This window comes from Paenibacillus helianthi, assembly GCF_001909055.1.
GTDB classification, from domain to species: Bacteria; Bacillota; Bacilli; order Paenibacillales; family Paenibacillaceae; genus Paenibacillus_AQ; species Paenibacillus_AQ helianthi.
Window position 1 is genome coordinate 22435 of the sequence record NZ_LVWI01000092.1, and the last position, 19098, is coordinate 41532.

18 protein-coding genes are annotated in these 19098 nt (G+C 52.2%); 6 read left to right on the top strand and 12 right to left on the bottom strand.

Going from position 1 to position 19098, the window contains the following annotated elements:
* Positions 1 to 9: 9 nt before the first annotated feature.
* The 6 genes from pdxR to cobD all read right to left on the bottom strand — a co-directional run bounded on the left by pdxR (position 10) and on the right by cobD (position 6737).
* Positions 10 to 1470, bottom strand: coding sequence for a MocR-like pyridoxine biosynthesis transcription factor PdxR (pdxR, locus tag A3844_RS28925; RefSeq protein WP_074109279.1), 1461 nt, complete (start codon positions 1468 to 1470; stop codon positions 10 to 12).
* Between the two features lie 367 nt (positions 1471 to 1837).
* Complete coding sequence (locus A3844_RS28930) at positions 1838 to 2713, bottom strand: histidine phosphatase family protein (RefSeq protein WP_083607080.1); 876 nt, start codon at positions 2711 to 2713, stop codon at positions 1838 to 1840.
* 9 nt (positions 2714 to 2722) lie between these two features.
* Positions 2723 to 3688, bottom strand: a complete 966-nt coding sequence (cbiB, locus tag A3844_RS28935) for an adenosylcobinamide-phosphate synthase CbiB (RefSeq protein ID WP_074109280.1) — start codon at positions 3686 to 3688, stop codon at positions 2723 to 2725.
* A gap of 37 nt (positions 3689 to 3725) precedes the next feature.
* Positions 3726 to 4478, bottom strand: a complete 753-nt coding sequence (locus A3844_RS28940) for an adenosylcobinamide amidohydrolase (protein ID WP_074109281.1) — start codon at positions 4476 to 4478, stop codon at positions 3726 to 3728.
* A gap of 172 nt (positions 4479 to 4650) precedes the next feature.
* Positions 4651 to 5157 (bottom strand): GNAT family N-acetyltransferase, encoded by a 507-nt coding sequence (locus tag A3844_RS28945; RefSeq protein ID WP_074109282.1) that lies wholly within the window; start codon positions 5155 to 5157, stop codon positions 4651 to 4653.
* Between the two features lie 461 nt (positions 5158 to 5618).
* Positions 5619 to 6737 carry a threonine-phosphate decarboxylase CobD gene (gene cobD / locus A3844_RS28950; RefSeq protein WP_074109283.1) on the bottom strand — a complete coding sequence of 373 codons (1119 nt, stop codon included), beginning with the start codon at positions 6735 to 6737 and terminating at the stop codon, positions 5619 to 5621.
* Between the two features lie 214 nt (positions 6738 to 6951).
* Here cobD and lplA point away from each other — a divergent pair, with 214 nt between their 5' ends.
* Positions 6952 to 7953, top strand: a complete 1002-nt coding sequence (gene lplA / locus A3844_RS28955; protein WP_074084915.1) for a lipoate--protein ligase — start codon at positions 6952 to 6954, stop codon at positions 7951 to 7953.
* A gap of 140 nt (positions 7954 to 8093) precedes the next feature.
* On the opposite strand, the gene A3844_RS28960 is transcribed toward lplA, so the two are convergent.
* Complete coding sequence (locus A3844_RS28960; RefSeq protein ID WP_074101579.1) at positions 8094 to 8813, bottom strand: metal-dependent hydrolase; 720 nt, start codon at positions 8811 to 8813, stop codon at positions 8094 to 8096.
* A 314-nt stretch (positions 8814 to 9127) separates the two neighbouring features.
* On the opposite strand from A3844_RS28960, the gene tnpA reads away from it, so the two are divergent.
* The 4 genes from tnpA to A3844_RS28980 all read left to right on the top strand — a co-directional run bounded on the left by tnpA (position 9128) and on the right by A3844_RS28980 (position 12792).
* Entirely contained in the window at positions 9128 to 9526 is a 399-nt protein-coding gene (tnpA, locus tag A3844_RS28965) for an IS200/IS605 family transposase (protein ID WP_074101580.1), read from the top strand.
* Positions 9527 to 9535: 9 nt separating this feature from the next.
* Positions 9536 to 10609, top strand: coding sequence for an IS200/IS605 family element RNA-guided endonuclease TnpB (gene tnpB / locus A3844_RS28970; RefSeq protein ID WP_074101581.1), 1074 nt, complete (start codon positions 9536 to 9538; stop codon positions 10607 to 10609).
* A gap of 166 nt (positions 10610 to 10775) precedes the next feature.
* Positions 10776 to 11720, top strand: a complete 945-nt coding sequence (locus tag A3844_RS28975) for a DMT family transporter (protein ID WP_083607081.1) — start codon at positions 10776 to 10778, stop codon at positions 11718 to 11720.
* Positions 11721 to 11988: 268 nt separating this feature from the next.
* Entirely contained in the window at positions 11989 to 12792 is an 804-nt protein-coding gene (locus tag A3844_RS28980) for a Cof-type HAD-IIB family hydrolase (RefSeq protein ID WP_074101583.1), read from the top strand.
* Between the two features lie 120 nt (positions 12793 to 12912).
* On the opposite strand, the gene bshB2 is transcribed toward A3844_RS28980, so the two are convergent.
* Positions 12913 to 13596 (bottom strand): bacillithiol biosynthesis deacetylase BshB2, encoded by a 684-nt coding sequence (bshB2, locus tag A3844_RS28985; RefSeq protein WP_074101584.1) that lies wholly within the window; start codon positions 13594 to 13596, stop codon positions 12913 to 12915.
* Positions 13597 to 13619: 23 nt separating this feature from the next.
* Positions 13620 to 13964 carry a YojF family protein gene (locus A3844_RS28990; RefSeq protein WP_074101585.1) on the bottom strand — a complete coding sequence of 115 codons (345 nt, stop codon included), beginning with the start codon at positions 13962 to 13964 and terminating at the stop codon, positions 13620 to 13622.
* A gap of 111 nt (positions 13965 to 14075) precedes the next feature.
* On the opposite strand from A3844_RS28990, the gene A3844_RS33250 reads away from it, so the two are divergent.
* Complete coding sequence (locus A3844_RS33250) at positions 14076 to 14315, top strand: hypothetical protein (protein WP_208619472.1); 240 nt, start codon at positions 14076 to 14078, stop codon at positions 14313 to 14315.
* Positions 14316 to 14353: 38 nt separating this feature from the next.
* Here A3844_RS33250 and A3844_RS28995 read toward each other — a convergent pair whose 3' ends face one another.
* The 3 genes from A3844_RS28995 to A3844_RS29005 form a co-directional block, all read right to left on the bottom strand.
* The gene (locus A3844_RS28995) at positions 14354 to 16162 is read right to left on the bottom strand and encodes an ABC transporter ATP-binding protein (protein ID WP_074109284.1); all 1809 of its coding nucleotides are present in this window, start codon (positions 16160 to 16162) and stop codon (positions 14354 to 14356) included.
* Between the two features lie 202 nt (positions 16163 to 16364).
* Positions 16365 to 17633, bottom strand: a complete 1269-nt coding sequence (hydF, locus tag A3844_RS29000; RefSeq protein ID WP_074101587.1) for a [FeFe] hydrogenase H-cluster maturation GTPase HydF — start codon at positions 17631 to 17633, stop codon at positions 16365 to 16367.
* 41 nt (positions 17634 to 17674) lie between these two features.
* Entirely contained in the window at positions 17675 to 19087 is a 1413-nt protein-coding gene (locus A3844_RS29005) for an aspartate ammonia-lyase (RefSeq protein WP_074109332.1), read from the bottom strand.
* Positions 19088 to 19098 lie beyond the last annotated feature (11 nt).

Here is a 19098-nt window from a genome sequence, read left to right on the forward strand (position 1 = left end):
AACCCCTCTTCATCCCAGTAGTTGCCGTGCAGTGCTGCCAATAATTTCAACGCCCTTCCGGATATCCCCGTCAGCCACTCTGGAGAACCCCAGCCGCAGTGTGTTCTGCCCTTGCCCATTCGTATAGAATATATCTCCCGCTGTAAAAATAACCCCTTGCTCCCGGCATGCGGTAAGCAGCTCCCTCGTGCTGAAGCCCTCAGCAAACGTAATAAAAAGATGCAGGCCCCCATCCCCGGTGAGTGATGTATACGGAATGTGCTCCTGGCAGCAGGCCAGGGTCAGCTCGTATTTGCGCTTATATTCCGCTCTCGCCCGTTTCAGGTATTTCTCCAGATTGCCGCCCAGCAGATATTGATACAGAATCGATTGATCCAGCGTTGAGGTATGAATGCTTCGCGCTCTTTTGACGCTTTCCAGGTAATAGATCAGCTCCTGATCCGCAAGCACCCAGCCCACACGCAGTCCGGGAAAAAGCACCTTGGAGAAGCTTCCCAGATAGATCACGCTATTCCCGCCGCCCGCTGCTGCGATCAGAGGCGCCACGTGGGAACCCGAATACCGGAGTTCCTCGTTAAAACCGTCCTCGATCACCGGTACCTTGTATTCCGTCATCAGCTTCATCAGCCGCTGTCTTTTCTCGGGAGACATGACGATGCCCGTTGGATTGTGGTAGGAGGGAACCAAATATGCACAGTCATACTCACGCGCCTCAAGCGCCCGCTTCAGCTCACCCAGATGGATGCCGTCCCGCTCCATAGGCACACCCGCAATCTCAAAACCGTGCAGCTTCATATTCTTAATCGCCGTGTGATGCGTCGGATTCTCGCACAGCACCGCCCCAGCCTTGCGGCCAAGCGCGGACAATACCACATCAAACCCTTCCGTAAATCCGTTCGTAATCAGAATGTCCTTGCCCCGCGTATTCACACCCTTGTGCTCCATATATTGCAGCAAATAGTCTATTAAAGGCTTATACCCCTTGGCATAGCCATAGTTCAGCAGAACATTGCCTTCTACCGCCATGCGCTCCATAAATGCCCGCTTCACATTGTCCAGATCGAACAGGCTCTCATCAGGCGCGATGCTGGTAAAAGAAATCGTACCCTTCGCCGCGCGTATTCCGCGCTTCATAATATCCAGTTCCTCGGCCAGCCTGGCCTGGCTGCTCAGCCGCTCTTTCCAGTCCACCGTCCAAGCAGAATCTCCAGGACTTCCGGCTTGATCAGCCGCTGCTTGTGATACATAGCTGCCCTGGCCCTGCACCGCATAAGTAAAGCCGTCATCCGCAAGTGCCTCGTAGGCGGAAATGACCGAATTGCGGCTGACCCCCAGCAGCGTGCTGAGCTCGCGTGTAGACGGCAGCTTTTGGTCACCCTGGAGGGCGCCTCTGAGGATCAGCTGCTTCATGTAATCTTTTACTTGAATGAATACCGGCCGTCCGGCAATGAGCCTGAAATCCTTGAACATGCTTCCATCGCCCCCATAGCTATCATGGCACAGTCCTCTTCGTAAAAAAAGAACCACGGCCCGGAATTTTCTTCCGGCCGTGGTTCTTTGGCTGTAGAAGCTGAAAAGGCCCGGTACCCAGGGCGATCGCTTACAGCCATTTTTTCGAAATACAAATCCCCTATTTACTAGGTAGATAGCTTTGGTGAAATTTATCCACTTCATTCTGCTGAGAGACCACCACGGAGAGGCTTAACGGGAAAAAATCCATATCATTCCCCCAGATAGCGCTGAATGGATGGAAATGGAGGTGATTAAATCTACTTTTGCACCTATTCATCGAAAAATCGGTGAAATTCACAAATTAGTTTTCCCTTTTCCACTTTACTCAGTGGCAACTGCCCTCTTCCCCTCCGCGCCACCGCAGCCTCACCGTGGTTGCCGTTCCCGGCGGAGGTGCAGCAGCTTCACGGAAGCCAAGCCCCGCGGTTGTCCGTGCCAGCATCTGGCGGATAACGCCGCCGTGAGTCACAATCAGTATACGAATAGGTCCATTCCTAAGGCCAGGCGCCTCGGCAGCTATATGGAGCAGTTCAGACAAAAAACTCTCCACGCGTCCGGTGAATTCTGCCCAGGATTCTCCGTCCGGCGGAGTAAACGCCGTAGGATCATCAATCCAGCTCCGATAGCTTGGATTACTCTGCAGCTGCTCATAAGTCTGTCCCTCCCAAGCACCAAAGCTCATCTCGCGCAGCCGTGAATCGTACACTGCTGACTGCTCAAGTGAAGGGGCAATGACCGCCAGTGTCTCGCGGCATCTGCGCAAATCACTGCAGTACACACGCCAGAAGCTGCCGGCAAGTTCGGGCTGGTGCCGAAGAGCAGACAACTTCACCTCCGATTCAGGCAGCAGCGGAAGATCGGTGCTGCCCAGGTAACGGCGTTCGGCATTCCACTGGGTATGTCCATGGCGGATCAGCACCAGCTCAAGCTCAACTTGAAGATCTACTTTGCACTCATATGCCCGTTCACTCTCAGGGTCTGGTTCACTCTCAGGGTCTGGTTCACTCTCAGGGTCTGGTTCACTCTCAGAGTCTGGTTCACTCTTAGGGTCTGGTTCACTCTCAGGGTCCGCATCCTGTCCAGGGTCTGGTTCATACTCAGGATTCAGTGCTGCCTCAGGTTTCCTTTCATTCCGGGCGCCCGGCATATACTCAGGGTGCAGTACATGCTCAGCGTCCAATCCGGCTCGGTTATTTGCCATCTCTCTGGATCAGCCTCCAATCCCGTGCCACAGCATAGCCGCCGCTGCACACAGGCAGACGAAAATTGCGGAAGACCACATCATCAGCCGTGAGGCAAGAATGATATCCTCCGGCTCCATAGTCCGGAGGGGGTCGCCCATATAGGCGCGGAACGTGGCTACGCCGTGGTATACATTTTCGCCGCCCAGACGGATGCCAAGCGCTCCGGCTACCGCCGATTCGGGGAATCCGCTGTTTGGGCTGGGATGGCTGCGCGCATCGCGCCGCACAATGCGCCAGCTGCTGCGCCAGTCCAGACGCAGCAGACAGGCGCACAAGACCAACAGCACTGCTGTCATCCGCGCCGCTATGTAATTGGCTACGTCATCGAGCCGGGCGGAGGCCCAGCCGAGATCACGGTATTTGTCGTTTTTGTAGCCGACCATGGAATCCAGCGTATTCACCGCACGGTAAGCCATAGCCAGCGGTGCTCCGCCGAGCAGGGCGAAGAACAACGGAGAAATAATCGCATCGACAATATTCTCCGCCACAGTCTCCACCGTGCCCCGGACAATATCCGGGCTCTCCAGCTTGGTGGTGTCGCGGCCAACGATCATCCCGAGCGCCGTGCGGGCTGCAGGGATATCTCCCTTGCGCAGCTCCACATAGACGGCCATCCCGGCATCTTTTAGTCCCTTAGAGGCAATAGTTGTAGCGATCAGCCAGACCTCCGCTGCCCAGCCCAGTCCAGGCGATACCCGGGACAGCAGCAATAGAAGGGCTGCTGTCACTCCCCAGGCTCCGCCTGCGACCAGCAGCGGAAGCAGGATTCCTGCGCGTTTCAGAGTGCGCGGCTGCGTGCAGAAGCGGCGGATCAGCCGTTCAAGAGCTGTAATCGCTTTTCCCATAAGCACCACCGGATGAGGGATACTGCGCGGGTCGCCTATGATCCGGTCCAGCACATAGGCTGCAAGTAAAATAATCGCAAGCTTCACCGGGCAGCACCCGCAAGCGGCTTGTTGCTTATGCGGCTCATTGGCTGTCCTTCCTTGCCAGTTGGGCTGCTTTCACTGATCCGAGGCTTGCCGTTACAGCGGCATACACCAGCCTGCCAATTGCTCCGCCCAGGTCGGTGGCGGTTCCGGCGTAGACATGCTCTGCGGCGTAGCGTACGCTCCCACTCACTGCGAGCACGACAGCATCTGTAGTGGTGCCAGTGGCAATCAGGCCATTCTCGGGATCCGTGACCCCGAGATCGGCGAGCGCGGCAGCCTTCGCCTCGGTTGCCGTCATCACGGCATTGACCATCGCAGACGGAGTCAGTCGACCGTCAATGCCCAGCATGATGTTGATCGTCCCGGAGCGGTAAGCGGCCAGCACGTTCCGCCGGACTCCGGCGCGCGCGGCATTACCCGAGGCTGCGGTAACACAGCAGAAAATACCCGCCGAGCCGATATCCTCCTCGGCAACAGCAGCATGCTCCAGCGGCACCGCTGTCATCAGACCGGCGCAGCCTTCCAGCGGATAACCCCATTCGCGCAATTTGTTCTCCATATCGCGCACCGGATTGCTGCACTCATAATCACGGCTGACGAACTGGTTGACCGCCCGTTTCAGACGGACCATCCCGCCGCCGTACACCGCGCTCGACAGCCCTTCTGCTTCAACCGGGAATTCCAGCAGCAGATGCTCCTGCTTCCATTCGAGCACAAGTCCAGGCCAGACGCTAGAGTGATACACCGCCGCGCCGCTGCCTGGGTTAAAAGGAAGCTGTACTTCACCCATTTGATCCCGCTCCTCTCACAGCATTAATGTTCAATAACTACTATAACTACCGGAAACAATAAATCAGAAAAAGAGTTAGACTTAAAAAATGTTGTGATAAACAAAATTCAATTTATCTTCATAAAACACTAGAAGTGATTTCAGATCATATCCATCTTACACAGAAAAAAAGCTAATTCTCAAATGAAATAACGTTACCACATGTTCCATCATGATATACAAGATTTGGACAAGATTTTATGATTTCATATTTACCATCCGTATATTCATTAATAACGCTATCCCAAAATCTAATAGACGAAATATTATCCGGGTGTTCTCCTATTTCCCATTTCCCGCGAAACATGTCAAATACAGCTTTTGCTGCATATCGTCCTACACCGGATCGACGATACTTATGCAAAATAAAAAACTCACCCATTGAATAATCATAATTAGGATGTAATACGAAATCATCATCAATTAGGACAAACCCTGCTAATATTCCATTCACTTTTACGAAAAACGGATAGTGTTTTTTCTTATCCCAATAATCAGAAATATGATGTTCAAATTCATATTCGCCTTTGTCATTTACATCAAATTTATTATACTGTGACCACTCGTAGCAATACATTTTCAATAGATTTTTCAATATTGCTTTCTCTTCCAAAGGTACTTTTACAACTTCTATACTCATAATTTCAAACTCCTAAAATGATTTTTCAGTACATCAGTACAATAGATGCATAGTTTTATATCGCTCTTCTTACCATTATGTATGATTTGATATAAACATCATACCATTCCAGTGGAATGGGGAGATACTCAGACGACCTTGATGTATAAGTGGAATTCCTCCCACGAATCTACACCTGTCGGCTCTCCGGAAGGAACTAGTTGGAAAAAGTAAACCTAATCCGGCCCTCTCAGCTTATATGTAGGGGTTTCGCCTGATTTAGTTGTAGAAAATCCCACTAATGCCCGCTGTAGCGTGGATTTCCACAAATTAGTTATACTAATTCCACTTAGCAATCAACCAGGCTAGCGAGCAGAGGCATTAGATATTTGACTGTACTCATTCCGCTTATTTCATTCACGCTTATCTCATTCACGCGTATTTCATTCCGCTGTCAGCCTGCTTCCCTACGCTACCGGTCTTTAGTCCATCCTTCCGTTTCCTTCATCCTTTACTCCCGCCCGCAGCGTCGCCTCCAGTTGGTGAAGAAGACGCGCGTTGTCCTCGTTGCCTTTGACCGCGATGCGGATATGCCCCGGCGTAAGGCCCGGATACATCGCGCAGCTGCGCACAAGAATGCTGCTGCGGCCCAGCCTCTCCTGCATGGCTGCAGCGCTCCACCCTGCTGGCAGTCCGAGCAGCAGGAAGTTCGCTTCGCCCGGCGGCACCTCGCAGCCGAGCCGCAGCAGACCCTGCCGCAGCGCTTCGCGCTCTGCGGTAATCAGCCCGCGCGTGCGCTCCTCATACTCGCGCCCGCTGCGCAGGCAGGCTTCCCCGGCCAGCAGCGCCAGGCCGTTCACGCTCCAGGTCACCTGCTTGCCGGTCATGGCCGCGGCAAGCTCCGGGGCTGCGATCGTGAAGCCCAGCCGCAGCCCCGGAATGGCATAAAACTTCGTCATCGAGCGGATCAGCACCGTATGACGATAAGCCCCAAGCTCCGGCAGCAGCGACTGCCGCCGCTCTTCGGGGATGAAGTCGATGAACGCTTCATCCACCGCCAGCACCGCCCCGCAGCGCTCCGCCTGCTGCGCCAGCACCCGGAGTTCGTCCAGCGCATACTGGACGCCGTTCGGGTTATTCGGTTGCCCGAGGAACAGCAGGTCCACCTGTTCCAGCAGTCCGGCGATGTTATCCGCACCGGCACGGTAGCCCTGCTCCTTCGTGCCTTGAACGGACATGACCTCTGCACCGAACTGCTCTGCGAGCTGGCGGTATTCTGAGAAGCAGGGCTCGATGATGCCCACCTTACGCGGTTTCACAGCCAGGAGCAGCAGCGCCATCGATTCCGCCGCCCCGTTGCCCACCGTAATGCAGTCGTTGTCTACCCCCAGATTCTCCGCAAGCAGGGACTTCAGTCTGCGGTGCCCTGGATCGGGATAGGCCGTCACAACTGACAATGAATTACGCAGCAGGTCCAGCACACCGGGCGGCGGACCAAGAGGGTTGATATTCGCGCTAAAATCAACAAAAGCGCCGCTCCCCTCCCCGTAAAGTTCCGCTGCCGTCAGCAAATCGCCGCCGTGTCCGTATTTTTCAAGCATGCCTACACTCCTCTTTATCTTTCTATTCACTCATTGTCCCCATTATTGCCCCTTTGCCAGAAATACGTCAATGTTTCGCATCCCCGTACCGCAAGACAATGCCGCTTGCCGCAGACTAGCCCCTGCCTCGCAACCATCGGCTCTTTTGTACAAACCGTGCTTTTGGTTTAAAATAACTAGAGCAGTTCATCATGCCCAAGCGGAGGAATTTACTATGCTTTTTATCGATAACACCGGAATTACAGACGCATCGATCAATCTCGCGATTGAGGAATTTGCGCTCAAGAATCTGCCGATGGACGACAGCTATTTGCTTTTTTATATCAACAGCCCGTCCATTATCATCGGCAAACATCAGAATACCATTGAAGAGATCAACCAGGAATACGTGAAGGACAACAATATTCAGGTCGTGCGGCGGTTGTCCGGCGGCGGAGCTGTCTATCATGATCTCGGAAATCTCAACTTCAGCTTCATTACCAAGGACGACGGACAGTCTTTTCATAATTTCCTGAAATTCACCCAGCCGGTCATCGACTACCTGCAGTCCATGGGTGTGAATGCCGAGCTGAGCGGACGCAATGATCTCCAGGTCGGGGAGCAAAAAATCTCCGGCAATGCCCAGTTCTCCACACGCGGACGCATGTTCAGCCACGGCACCCTGATGTTCGATCTTAATCTGGACGATGTGCAGGCCTCCCTGAATGTGAACCCGGAGAAATTCAAGTCCAAGAGCACCAAATCCGTGCGCAGCCGTGTGGCTAATATCAAGGAACTGCTTGGAAGCGACATGACCATTGAGGAATTCCGTGAGGGCCTGCTGCGTTCCATCTTTGGCATGGAGCCCTCCGAGGTTCCGCAGTACAAGCTGACCCAGGACGACTGGGTGCGGATTAACGAAATTTCCAAGGAGCATTACCAGAACTGGGATTGGAATTACGGCCTCTCGCCAAAAAGCAACGTGAAGCATACCCGCAAGTTCCCGGCAGGGCTCGTCGATATCCGCATGGACATTGAAGATTCCTACATTAAGGATATTAAAATCTATGGCGACTTCTTCGGCGTCGGCGATGTGGTGGACGTGGAGAACGCGCTGCGCGGCAAACGCTATGAAGATGCAGAGGTCAGAGACGCCCTATCCGGGCTGGACCTGAAGCATTATTTCGGCCGGATCGAGCCGGAGGACTTCATCGGTTTGATTTTCCTGGAGGAATAGCTCCCGGTTAGCGGAGCCGAATCTGGAAAGAGGGATGAGCCACTCTTGCAGGAACCAGCCCTCCCTTTTCCCAACGACCAAAAAGGCCTTCTGTGAATGATCCGCAGAAAGCCTTTTTGATGTCCTCGGGCAAAAGCACTTTAGATACCGGGAGTAAGCACAAAAACATACATAACCAGTGCAAACGTAAGTATGATGCAGAACTTCTCCACCGCATTGCCCTTCTTCGTCCCGGTGCTCATCAGCTTCAGGCGAAGCTTGAAGGGCAGAGGAGGCAGCGGGGTAATGCCGCGCTGGGTCAGGGAATCGGCCAGCAGGTGCAGCGCGTAGGACATGCCTCCGGCAATCCACAGGCTGCCGCCGTCATTCATGCCAAGCGAGGCAAAATAAAGCAACGCTCCCCAGCCGGCCACGCCGTACAGCGTATGTGTCAGTCCGCGGTGCGGAACAACCGAGGATACGACAAGCACGCAGGCTGCAATGTAGTTCCATGGGTCGTAGTCTTCCGCGAACGCAAACAGCCCCAGTGCCAGCAGCAGCATCACCAGATGCCGCAGCCGCCTGCCCGGCAGGAAGGATACGCTCCCGACAAGCAGCGCCAACGCAATGTTCCAGGGCGGTGCGGCGATTCCGGAAAAATACAGATAGATGGCCGCCCCGATCAGAGCCACCTGCAGTATCCGCAGCAGGAATTCAGGCAGAGCTTTGCGCACCAGCAGTGAATTCGGCTCATCGATATCAGGTAAGAGGGCGCTAAGTCCCGCTACGGCAACCGCCGGAATCGTAATCTCATGGCCGAGCAGGCTCATGACGGATAGGGTAACCCCGGTGCTGATGATGAAATGGGATTTGCCCATCATGGTGTACCCGCTCCTTTCTAAGGTGTAGGGTTATCTAATGCAAAAATAAGAACAAGTGTACGGTTATCGAAGTATATCAATTGCTGGCTTTTTTGTCCAGCCTTTGGCTGTTTTTCGGGTGCCGAACTCTTAGCTGGCTTGCCTGATGAGCAGTTTCGTCTTGTCCTCCCCCCTGATTTAACCATCAGTTGTCAGAATTCCCCTGCCTCTAAAGTGGCAAGATGAATGGCAACGGTCTTTCTTCTTTGACGAATCCAACCTAAAACGCTAGAATAAAAGTATTCGGTCGTATCATATAAAAGGTTGTGTAATCAATGGAATTAGACTCTAATAACCATTCAGTATTCTCGCTTCATTATCATCTTGTTTTAGTCGTGAAGTATCGCAGAAAAGTAATAGGTGATGAAATATCGAATAGACTGAAAGAGATATTTGAGTATATTCAGCCCAAATACAATATCACGCTGCAAGAATGGAATTATGACAAGGATCATGTTCACGTTCTTATGAAGGCTTATCCCAATACCGAGATTTCCAAATTTCTTAACGCTTATAAAAGTGCTTCCTCTCGACTGATCAAGAAAGATTTCCCGATTATTCGTAAACAACTTTGGAAGGAATATTTCTGGTCAAAAAGCTATTGCCTAATAACGACTGGTGGAGCGCCTATGGATGTAATCCAAAAGTATATTGAAACTCAAGGTCAGAAATGAGGTGAACACTTGCTGAAAGCCTACAAATACCGCATCTATCCGACCCATGAGCAACAACAATATCTGGCAAAAGTATTCGGCTCCGTTCGCTTCATCTTCAATAAGATGCTTGCTGATAAGATCGAACACTATAAACAAACGGAGAAAATGCTCTATAATACGCCTACCAGGTACAAGAAAGCATTCCCGTGGCTGAAAGAAGTGGACAGCCTTGCATTAGCAAACGTCCAGCTTAATCTGGAGAAAGCCTATACGCATTTTTTTCGGGATAAGAACGTTGGTTTCCCTAAATTCAAAAGCAAGAAGACGAACAACAACAGCTTCACAACGAACAATCAAAACGGAACGATAGCCATTAAAGATGGAACGATCAAAATTCCGAAACTAAAGAAAAGAATTCGAATCAAGGTGCATCGTCCATACACGGGGCGAATCAAATCCTGCACCCTATCCAAAACAGCATCAGGAAAATACTTTGTTTCCGTACTGGTGGAAACAGATATAGCTCCTATGCCGAAAACAGAAAAGAAGATTGGCGTTGATCTAGGACTGAAAGACTTTGCCATTACTTCGGATGGTGAAGTTATCGCCAATCCTAAACATTTTCGTAAATCCGAAAAACGATTAGCCAAGTTGCAGAAGAACTTATCGAGAAAGAAGAAAGGGAGCCATAACCGATATAAAGCACGCTTGAAAGTCGCTAAGCTTCATGAAAAAATAGCCAATCAGCGTAAAGACTTCTTGCACAAAACGTCAACCCAAATGATATGCGATAACCAAGTGATCGTTATGGAAGACTTGCGTGTAAAGAACATGATGCAGAATCACAAATTAGCTAAAGCCATATCCGAAGCATCCTGGAGTAGGTTTCGTTCAATGCTCGAATACAAGGCGAACTGGTACGGTAGAACATTGATTATTGCACCCAAAAACTATGCAAGCAGCCAATTATGTTCCTGCTGTGGCTACAAAAACACAGAAGTGAAAAACCTTGCTGTACGAGAATGGACTTGTCCTGAATGTCTTACACAACACGACAGAGATCGGAATGCTGCTGCAAATCTTCTAAAATTAGCAATGTAAATACACGTATCGGGTTAGGAACTAGCCTATAAGCTTGGGTAAACTTGGAGCAACAGCTCTATTGACCAAGAAGCACCTACCTCTTAGGTGGTGTGTAGTTCACGATACAATTTGGACAACTTCATTTGGCATACATTCTGCCCTTACCCAAGAAAGGATGACCTCTGTGAATCGCTCCCGAATAGCCGATCTCAGTCTGCTGCTGGTGGCGATGATGTGGGGATGTACGTTTCTGATTGTGCAAAGCGCAGTCAAGGTGCTGCCGCCGCTCGCATTTAACAGCATCCGTTTCACCGGTGCCGCCGTGCTGCTGGCGCTGATCACCGCCGTTTTCTACCGCCGGGAATGGAGGCTGCTGAGCTGGCGCATGACTGGGCACGCCTTATTGCTGGGTCTTTTTCTGTTCCTGGGCTATGGCTTCCAGACGATGGGACTGCTCTATACCACTACGTCCAACACCGGATTTATCACTGGACTGTCGGTAGTCCTCGTCCCTTTCCTGTCGCTGGCCTTGTTACGGCATGCCATCTCACGGTATACCTGGTTCAGCGCAGGACTCGCGGTGGCAGGCCTCTACCTGCTCACCTTCACCGGCTCTGCGCTGTCCCTGAACCGGGGCGATGCACTCGTCCTGCTATGTGCCGTCGCCTTTGCGCTGCAGGTCGCATATACCGGCGTATATGCTCCGCAGTATCCGGCGCTGCCGCTGGCCACGCTGCAGCTTGCCTTTGTCGGGTTGCTCAGCGCCCTCGCTTCCCTGCTTGTGGATGGGCCTGCCCCGCTTGCGCACAGCGGGGCACTGATCCTGAAACCAGAGGTAGTGTGGGCACTGCTCGTCTCCATCGGACCAACCAGCGCGTTTGCCTTCTGGATTCAGACCGCCTGCCAGAAATACACTACACCTTCCCGGGTGGCGATTATCTTTGCCACGGAGCCGGTATTCGCTGCCCTGACAGGACTGGTGTTTGGCGGGGAGACGCTCGGCATGTCGGCGTTGCTTGGCTGTCTATGTATTCTTGCAGCTATGCTGATGGCCGAACTTAGCCCGGAACCTGGACCTGCAGCCCAAGAAAGTGAAGAACCTGGCTTTCTGATTTCATCAGATAAATGATTTGATCAGACAAATTGCGCTTATGTACAGAGATTCACCCGAACGATGCTTGAAGTAAAGGTGAAATGCGAGATGACTTGAGGGAACCTGATCCCAGGCAGCGAATGCAGCATTTTAGAAAAAAAGCCTGAGTTCCCCCAAGTTCTCCGCCTATTAGAGAAAGAGTCTAGCCTTCCGCATAGGCTCACAGCATGATTACTACAGCGTATCTCACGGGTGTGGAAACACTCATTGGCTGCGCTCACCAAACCATTAGGAGAGAACCTGCATGTACAAATTGATTGCAATCGATATTGACGACACCCTGATTACGGATACCAAGGAAGTTACCCCTGCCACACAAACAGCACTGGAACAGGCCGTTGCCGCAGGCGTTGTGGTTACCCTGGCTACCGGACGCGCCTATGCTTCCGCCCAGGCTATTGCCCGCCAGACCGGACTGAACGTACCGATTATCACCTACCAGGGTGCACTTGTGAAGAACCTGATGGATGAAAAGGTGCTCTACGAGCGTTATGTGCCACAAGATGCCGTACGGAAGCTGTTCAGCTATTGCGTAGAGCATAACCTGCACTTACAGACCTACATTGATGACAAGCTGTATGCACGTGAAGAAAATCAAAAGCTGATTGACTATGCCACACTCAACGGAACCCAATATTTTATTGAGCCGGACTGGGAAAAGCTTGTTCCGCAAAAAACACCAAAAATGCTGATCATCGACGATCCGGCCTTCCTGGATGAGCTGTCACCGATTCTGCGTGAGCTGCTGGGCGATTCCGTACACATCACGAAATCCAAGCCGCATTTCCTGGAGATCATGCACCATGAGGGTACTAAGGGTCTGGCTCTGGAGTTCCTGGCAGCCCACTTCGGCTGCGAGCTGTCCGAAACCATCGCCGTCGGCGACTCCTGGAATGACCACGAAATGCTCGAAGCTGCCGGCCTTGGCGTAGCCATGGCTAACGCAATCCCGGCGCTGAAGGACATTGCCGATTTCATCACCCTCAGCAACAATGAAGACGGCGTGAAATACGCCATCGATAAATTCATCCTGCACACTGTGGAATAGGGAGCGTAAGCTTACTCTAGCGCAGTACAAAGGGTGCCTTTCTCCGGTTGTGATCCGGCTGTAAGGCACCCTTTGTATTACTGTAAGATAACTTAAGATTCGTACAATTTCATAACAATGTTACGAAGATTCAACAAACCGGTAGGTCCAGAACTGTTCTGTTCCAAACCGCCTCCGCATTTCCTCTTCCGTAAGATCCTGGTTTCCCACAAGCTCTGCCGCTTGGAATTGCGTCCGGTGCGCCTGAATCGAGGCCATTTTATTCGCAAGGAATTCGGTTACGTCTATGGTCACATCCGCTTTTCCGATCATCTGCTCGCGATTGCTGGCGAACGCGCTGCAATATACCAATGGACGCTCTGCCGCAGGGAGCCGGTCAATCGTTCGGATGACAGCAGCTCCGGTGGCATCGTGATCGGGATGCACACTGTACCCTGGATAGAAGGTGATGACCAGCGATGGCGTCAGTTCCTTGAGCAGCTGCATAATTTGAGAGTCCAGAAGATCCTCGTCTTCGAATTCGATCATTTTATCGTGGAACCCGAGCATTCTTAGATCCTGGATACCGATCGCAAGGCAGGAGGCTGCCAGTTCGTCCTTACGGATTGCCGGCAAGGTGACACGGTTCGCGAACGGCGGGATGCCCATGTTGCGCCCCATCTCTCCTAGGGTCAGACAAGCATAGGTGACCTCTGCACCGCTTGCTATGTACATTGATAACGTCCCTGATGCAACAAAAGATTCGTCGTCGGGATGAGGGAGCACAACCAGGATTCGCTGGTGTTCTGCATGATTATGATTCATAGATGTTTGATCCTCCGCTTTCATCAAAACTTGTCCCGGCTTAGTTGCAAGGCAACAATCAGCTTTCCCTGACTGTCATGCCCTGCCAGGATTAGCCGATCCTTGTCCATTTCATCAATGTGTGTAAGGCCTTCGGCATAAATCCAGCCAAGCGTTGTCTTTAAGCCCACCCGGTATGGACCTGTACCAGAGATAGAACCTTGTGTATACCGGATCACCGCATTGGAGATGAAGGCTGATGCCGGATGCCGGGTACTGTCCAGATGACTGGCATAGGCGCCTGTCGTAAGTTCAAGGTGTACATAAAGCTCCTGATTGGCAAGTTGATCGATCTGGAACTGGATATCTTCGGGGAGTATCGGCTGCATGGCGGCCTCCTTGTCTGGTATAATGTATTAGTGCCATTTTAGCATATGACCCGGGAGAATATACAATAGTGCTTAGTCCGGGTGACTTTTCACCGAAAGGGGATGACCTGTATGATTTCACTTAGAACAATCACGCTGGAGAACCGGCGTATCCTATTCAATCTTGAAAGCTCTATGAAAGTTTCGGCTTCCATGACAACGGCGAAATCTGCGACAACGAGCCAATCACCGTATTGCGGCTGTGATATGCAGCAAGCTCAACAGGTTTTTTTTGCCGTTCTGATCTCACCAGGTCTTTCCGGCGCAAGGTCCGCCATTTATCCAATACACGTGGCTTCATTGTTCTTTTAGATAATTATCATTTATGTTCATGTTTACCCCTCAAAATTTCAGCTTGGAGTGAGGAGAGCCCCCTGCTTATCCCCATACTCCTCATTCGTTGACCTTTCTTCCTTCCCCTCTGTCTCCTCCTGCTCCAGCTGGGAGTTGTAGAGATCATAGTAGCGCCCTTCTGCCGCAAGCAGTTCCTCATGGTTACCGCGCTCTACAATCTCCCCGTTCTCCATCACCAGAATGACGTCGGCGCTCTGAATCGTTGACAGACGGTGGGCAATAACGATGGTGGTTTTGTCCTTCATCAGCTTGCGGATGGCCTGCTGCACCATTTTCTCCGATTCGTTATCCAGCGCGGCTGTTGCTTCATCCAGCAGTAGAATCGGCGCGTTCTTCAGCATCGCTCTTGCAATCGAAAGCCGCTGGCGCTGGCCGCCGGAGAGCCGCGAGCCATGCTCACCGATCTCAGAGTCTACCCCTTCAGGCAGCTCCATTACGAAATCATAGGCATTGGCCTGACGAAGCGCCTCTATTACCTCTTCCTCCGAGGCATCCTGCCTGCCATTGCGGATATTTTCGCGGATACTGCCTGTATATAGCCCGGACTCCTGTGGCACATAGGCAAAATGGCTTCTAAGCTGCTCCAGACTCATCCCCTGAACCGTTTGGCCATTGATTAAAATCTCGCCTTCATCCGGATTGTAGAAGCCCAGCAGAAGCTTGAATAACGTAGACTTCCCGCCTCCGCTCGGCCCGACCACCGCCATCTGCATCCCCTGCGGCAATTCAAGACTAGCCTGGTTTAAGCTGAGCTTCCCGGCCCCGGGATAACTGAACGTTACCTCCGACAGATTTAGCTGCTCAAACTCGGGATGCTGCATTTGTTTCTCAGGCAGAGCCTCTACCTCAGCAGGCGCATCCATCACCTCAAAGATCCGCTGCGCCGCTCCCAGCGACTGCTGCATGGAAGCCACAAGTCCCGGCAACGCCGAGAAAGGCATAACCAGATAATTCATCAATTGAATGAATGCGATCATGGCTCCTACCTCAAGCGAACCTTTGGCGACAAAATATCCCGCGATGACCAGAGCCAGCAGAAAGGTGAGATTTCCTAATACAGAGGACAGTGCCCCCGTAGCCCCTTCAATCCGTCCCCGATTCTGCTCTCCGGCATTAATGCTGTCACTGTAGCCTTTGTACTGCTTCATCAGTCTGCGCTCAATCGAGAATGACTTGAAGACCATACTACTGCCCAGAATATCGTTCAGAAATGAAGTCGTCCGGCTCATATTCTCCTGTACCTGCACACTGTTCTTCCGCATCGCTTTGCCAAAAACCTTACCGACCAGATAGAGCAGCGGCCCCATGGTAATACAGATCAGTGCAAGCAGCCAGTTAATATAGATCAGATAGGCAAAAGACGCCACAGCCAAGAGCGGATTGCGCAAAAGATCAATCATAACCTGTCCGCAGGCTTCTCCGACTGATTGATTATCATTGGTAAAACGGGACAATAGATCTCCAGAATGATTGCGGTCAAAATAGGATTGCGGCAGCAGCAGCGTATGGTTCATCAGATCCAGGCGCAGCTCATTTCTGATTTTGGCGGAAATATTGATTTTGAGGTAGGCACTGAAATAGCTGCTCACGCCTGCGGTAATCAGGAAAAGCCCCCCGAACCAGGCGAGTCCGCTGAAAGCCTCCACATCCATACGGACCGCCGCATCCGTAATTCTGGCCAGAAACCAGGCCATTGTCAGATCCAGAACAATGCTGAACAATGTAATCAGCAGCAGTACGGTATAGAGCAGCTTGTGCTTCAGCATATATGTACTCAACCTCGAAAATGCGCCTTTCTGCTTCAATCCATCATCTCCCTCTAAAATTCAGTTCTTCGCAAATTTCAATTTTCAACCAAATCAACCACAAGTGATTCCCATTATATAGGCGGCTATCTTTCTTTGAAAGGAAAATTAATATGCAGGAGCAGAACCTATGCAAGGAAACCCATAGAAAAACCGCCTTTCGGTTCCAGAAAGGCGGTCATCCCTCTTACACAAACACAAATCACTCATGCGTCCCGCTCTCTTCCCAGGCTATACGGGCAAGCGGAAACGGTAAAATCGCCCGCTCCAGAATACCCTGGACATAGGCAATCGCAACGCCATAATTGACGATGGGCACCCCGGCTCTAATCGCTTGCTCCACCCGCCAGAGCATCTGTCTGCGGTTCAGCATACAGCCCCCACAGTGCACAATAAGGGAGTAATCATCCAGATTGTCCGGGAACTTCATGCCACTGGCGTATTCGAATTGCAGCTGCTTGCCGGTGGCTTGCCGGATCCAGCGCGGAATTTTCACTTTGCCGATATCATCTGCCTGCCCGTGATGGGTACAGGCCTCGGCAATGAGCACTCTGTCACCATGCTGAAGCCCGTCGATGGCACGCGCGCCCCTCACCATCTCTTCCAGATTACCTTTGTGCCGGGCAAACAGGATAGAAAATGAGGTAAGCGGAATGTCTTTGGGTGTATCAGCTGCAGCCTTCAGGAATACCTGTGAGTCTGTCACCACAAGCCGGGGCTTCTTGCCGAGACTCTCCAGCGTTTCCTTCAGCTCGAATTCCTTCGTAACCACCGCAATGGCATCGCTCTCCAGCAGGTCACGGATGGTCTGCTGCTGCGGAAGAATCAATCTGCCTTTGGGCGCTGCCTTGTCAATCGGAACCACCAGTACGACCAAGTCTCCCGGAGAGACCAGGTCGCCGATAATGCGGAATTTATCCTCGGCATCCGGCACAGCAGCAATCAGTGCCTTCATCAGTCCGCTAATTCCCTGCTGCTCAAGTGCAGATACAGGGATCACCTTACAGCCCAGTTCCTGCTCCGCCTGATCAACAAGAACAGCAAGATCACCCGCATGAGATGTCTGCTGGTCCGCTATGCAATCTATTTTATTCAAGATGCCCATTGCGGGGATGCTCTTACTGCGGACGGTCTCGGCAATCTGCCGGTCATATGGGTTCACACCGCAGACAGCATCGACAACGATCAGGGCCATATCGGATTTGTTAAGAACCTCCAACGTCTTCTGTTTCCTCAACTCACCCAGCTCACCTGCTTCATCCAGGCCGGCGGTATCAATAAATACTACTGGCCCGAGCGGCAGCAGCTCCATCGCTTTATACACCGGATCTGTTGTCGTTCCTTTGACGGGTGACACAACCGCGGCATCCTGTTTGGTGATTGCGTTGATCAGGCTTGATTTCCCTGCGTTGCTCCTGCCAAACAGGGCGATATGCAGGCGATTCGGGCGCGGGGTATCGTTCACACTCACACGGCTCTCTCCTTCCCCCAGCGGCTAGCACCGAGCTGGACTTATTTACCGGGTACACCCGGTTTGGTTACTTGATACGGATTCAGGATTTGATCCAGCTCAGCCTCCGGTAGAAGCTGAGCCTCCAGCAGTACCTGCCGCACCGTTTTGCCTTCTTGGCTTGCCCGTTTGGCTACCTCGGCACTTTTCTCGTATCCGATGTGGTGTATCAGCGCGGCTGCCAAAGCGGAGGAATTCTCAACCCTTTCATAACACCGCTGCTCACAGATCCGGATACCGCGGACACAGCGCTCTTCGAACAGCCGTACAGCATTGGCCAGGACCTCCAGGGACTCCAGGAGCGCATCCGCAATCAGCGGCATGAACGCATTCAGCTCCAGCTGGCCGCCCGCAGCCGCCAGCGTTACAGCCGTATCATTGGCAATGACACGCATCGCCACAAGCCCCGCCATCTCTGCCATTACCGGATTGACTTTACCCGGCATAATGGAGGAGCCTGCCTGCACCGCCGGCAATTCAAGCTCCCCCAGACCCCCAACCGGCCCGCTGGCCAGCAGACGCAGATCACCGGAAATTTTCAATAGATTAATAGAAGCTGCCTTCAACAGCCCGGATACTTCAGCAAAAACATCCATATTCTGCGTAGGGTCCATCGGATATTCACTACGGGCCAGCCCATATCCGGTCAAATCCTGCAAAATATCAGTCATCAAAAACGTATATTTTACCGGTGCATTGAGGCCCGTGCCAATTGCAGTTCCTCCAATGTTGATCTCCCTGAGCCGCTCCTCCACTTTGTACAGGCGCCAGCGGTCCCGGGCTACCGCTTTGGCATAGGCTCCAAAGCCCTGCCCTGCCATCATCGGCAAGGCATCCATGAGCTCGGTACGGCCCAGCTTGAGCACATCGGCGAAGGCATGCTCTTTCTCCTGAAGGGCTTCCTGCAAGGACGCAAAAGCTTGACTCAGCCGCCGAACCAGCCCGATTGCGGCAATTCTTAGTGCCGTGGGATAGATATCATTGGTAGATTGGCAGCAGTTGACGTGATCCAGTGGATGTACCCGTGAATAGTCTCCCCGCTCTCCGCCCATGAGCTCAATAGCACGGTTAGCGATGACTTCGTTCACATTCATATTGGCCGATGTCCCGGCACCGCCCTGCATGGCATCTACCGTAAATTGCTCCCTGTAGGCACCGGCCAGAAGCTCATCACAGGCCTGCACAATCGCCCGGGCTATCGCTGCCGGATAGGTATTTAGCTGCAAATGAGCCTGTGCCGCAGCTTTCTTCACTGTTATTAGGCCATGAAGCAAATGAACGTTGACCGTTCTGCCGCTTACAGCGAAATTATCCATAGCCCTAGCGGTATGAATCCCGTAATACGCTGCTTTTGGTATATTCCTGACACCTAGTGCATCCTGCTCTTCGCGGAAAGATTTCAGCGGGTTCTCCACCCTGGACAGCC

Excerpts from the sequence above, each read along its gene's own strand:
- pdxR (WP_074109279.1), bottom strand. The coding sequence starts at position 1,470 with ATGTTCAAGGATTTCAGGCTCATTGCCGGACGGCCGGTATTCATTCAA.
- A3844_RS28930 (WP_083607080.1), bottom strand. The coding sequence starts at position 2,713 with ATGGCAAATAACCGAGCCGGATTGGACGCTGAGCATGTACTGCACCCT.
- A3844_RS28940 (WP_074109281.1), bottom strand. The coding sequence starts at position 4,478 with ATGGGTGAAGTACAGCTTCCTTTTAACCCAGGCAGCGGCGCGGCGGTG.
- A3844_RS28945 (WP_074109282.1), bottom strand. The coding sequence starts at position 5,157 with ATGAGTATAGAAGTTGTAAAAGTACCTTTGGAAGAGAAAGCAATATTG.
- cobD (WP_074109283.1), bottom strand. The coding sequence starts at position 6,737 with ATGCTTGAAAAATACGGACACGGCGGCGATTTGCTGACGGCAGCGGAA.
- lplA (WP_074084915.1), top strand. The coding sequence starts at position 6,952 with ATGCTTTTTATCGATAACACCGGAATTACAGACGCATCGATCAATCTC.
- A3844_RS28960 (WP_074101579.1), bottom strand. The coding sequence starts at position 8,813 with ATGATGGGCAAATCCCATTTCATCATCAGCACCGGGGTTACCCTATCC.
- tnpA (WP_074101580.1), top strand. The coding sequence starts at position 9,128 with ATGGAATTAGACTCTAATAACCATTCAGTATTCTCGCTTCATTATCAT.
- A3844_RS28980 (WP_074101583.1), top strand. The coding sequence starts at position 11,989 with ATGTACAAATTGATTGCAATCGATATTGACGACACCCTGATTACGGAT.
- bshB2 (WP_074101584.1), bottom strand. The coding sequence starts at position 13,596 with ATGAATCATAATCATGCAGAACACCAGCGAATCCTGGTTGTGCTCCCT.
- A3844_RS28990 (WP_074101585.1), bottom strand. The coding sequence starts at position 13,964 with ATGCAGCCGATACTCCCCGAAGATATCCAGTTCCAGATCGATCAACTT.
- A3844_RS33250 (WP_208619472.1), top strand. The coding sequence starts at position 14,076 with ATGATTTCACTTAGAACAATCACGCTGGAGAACCGGCGTATCCTATTC.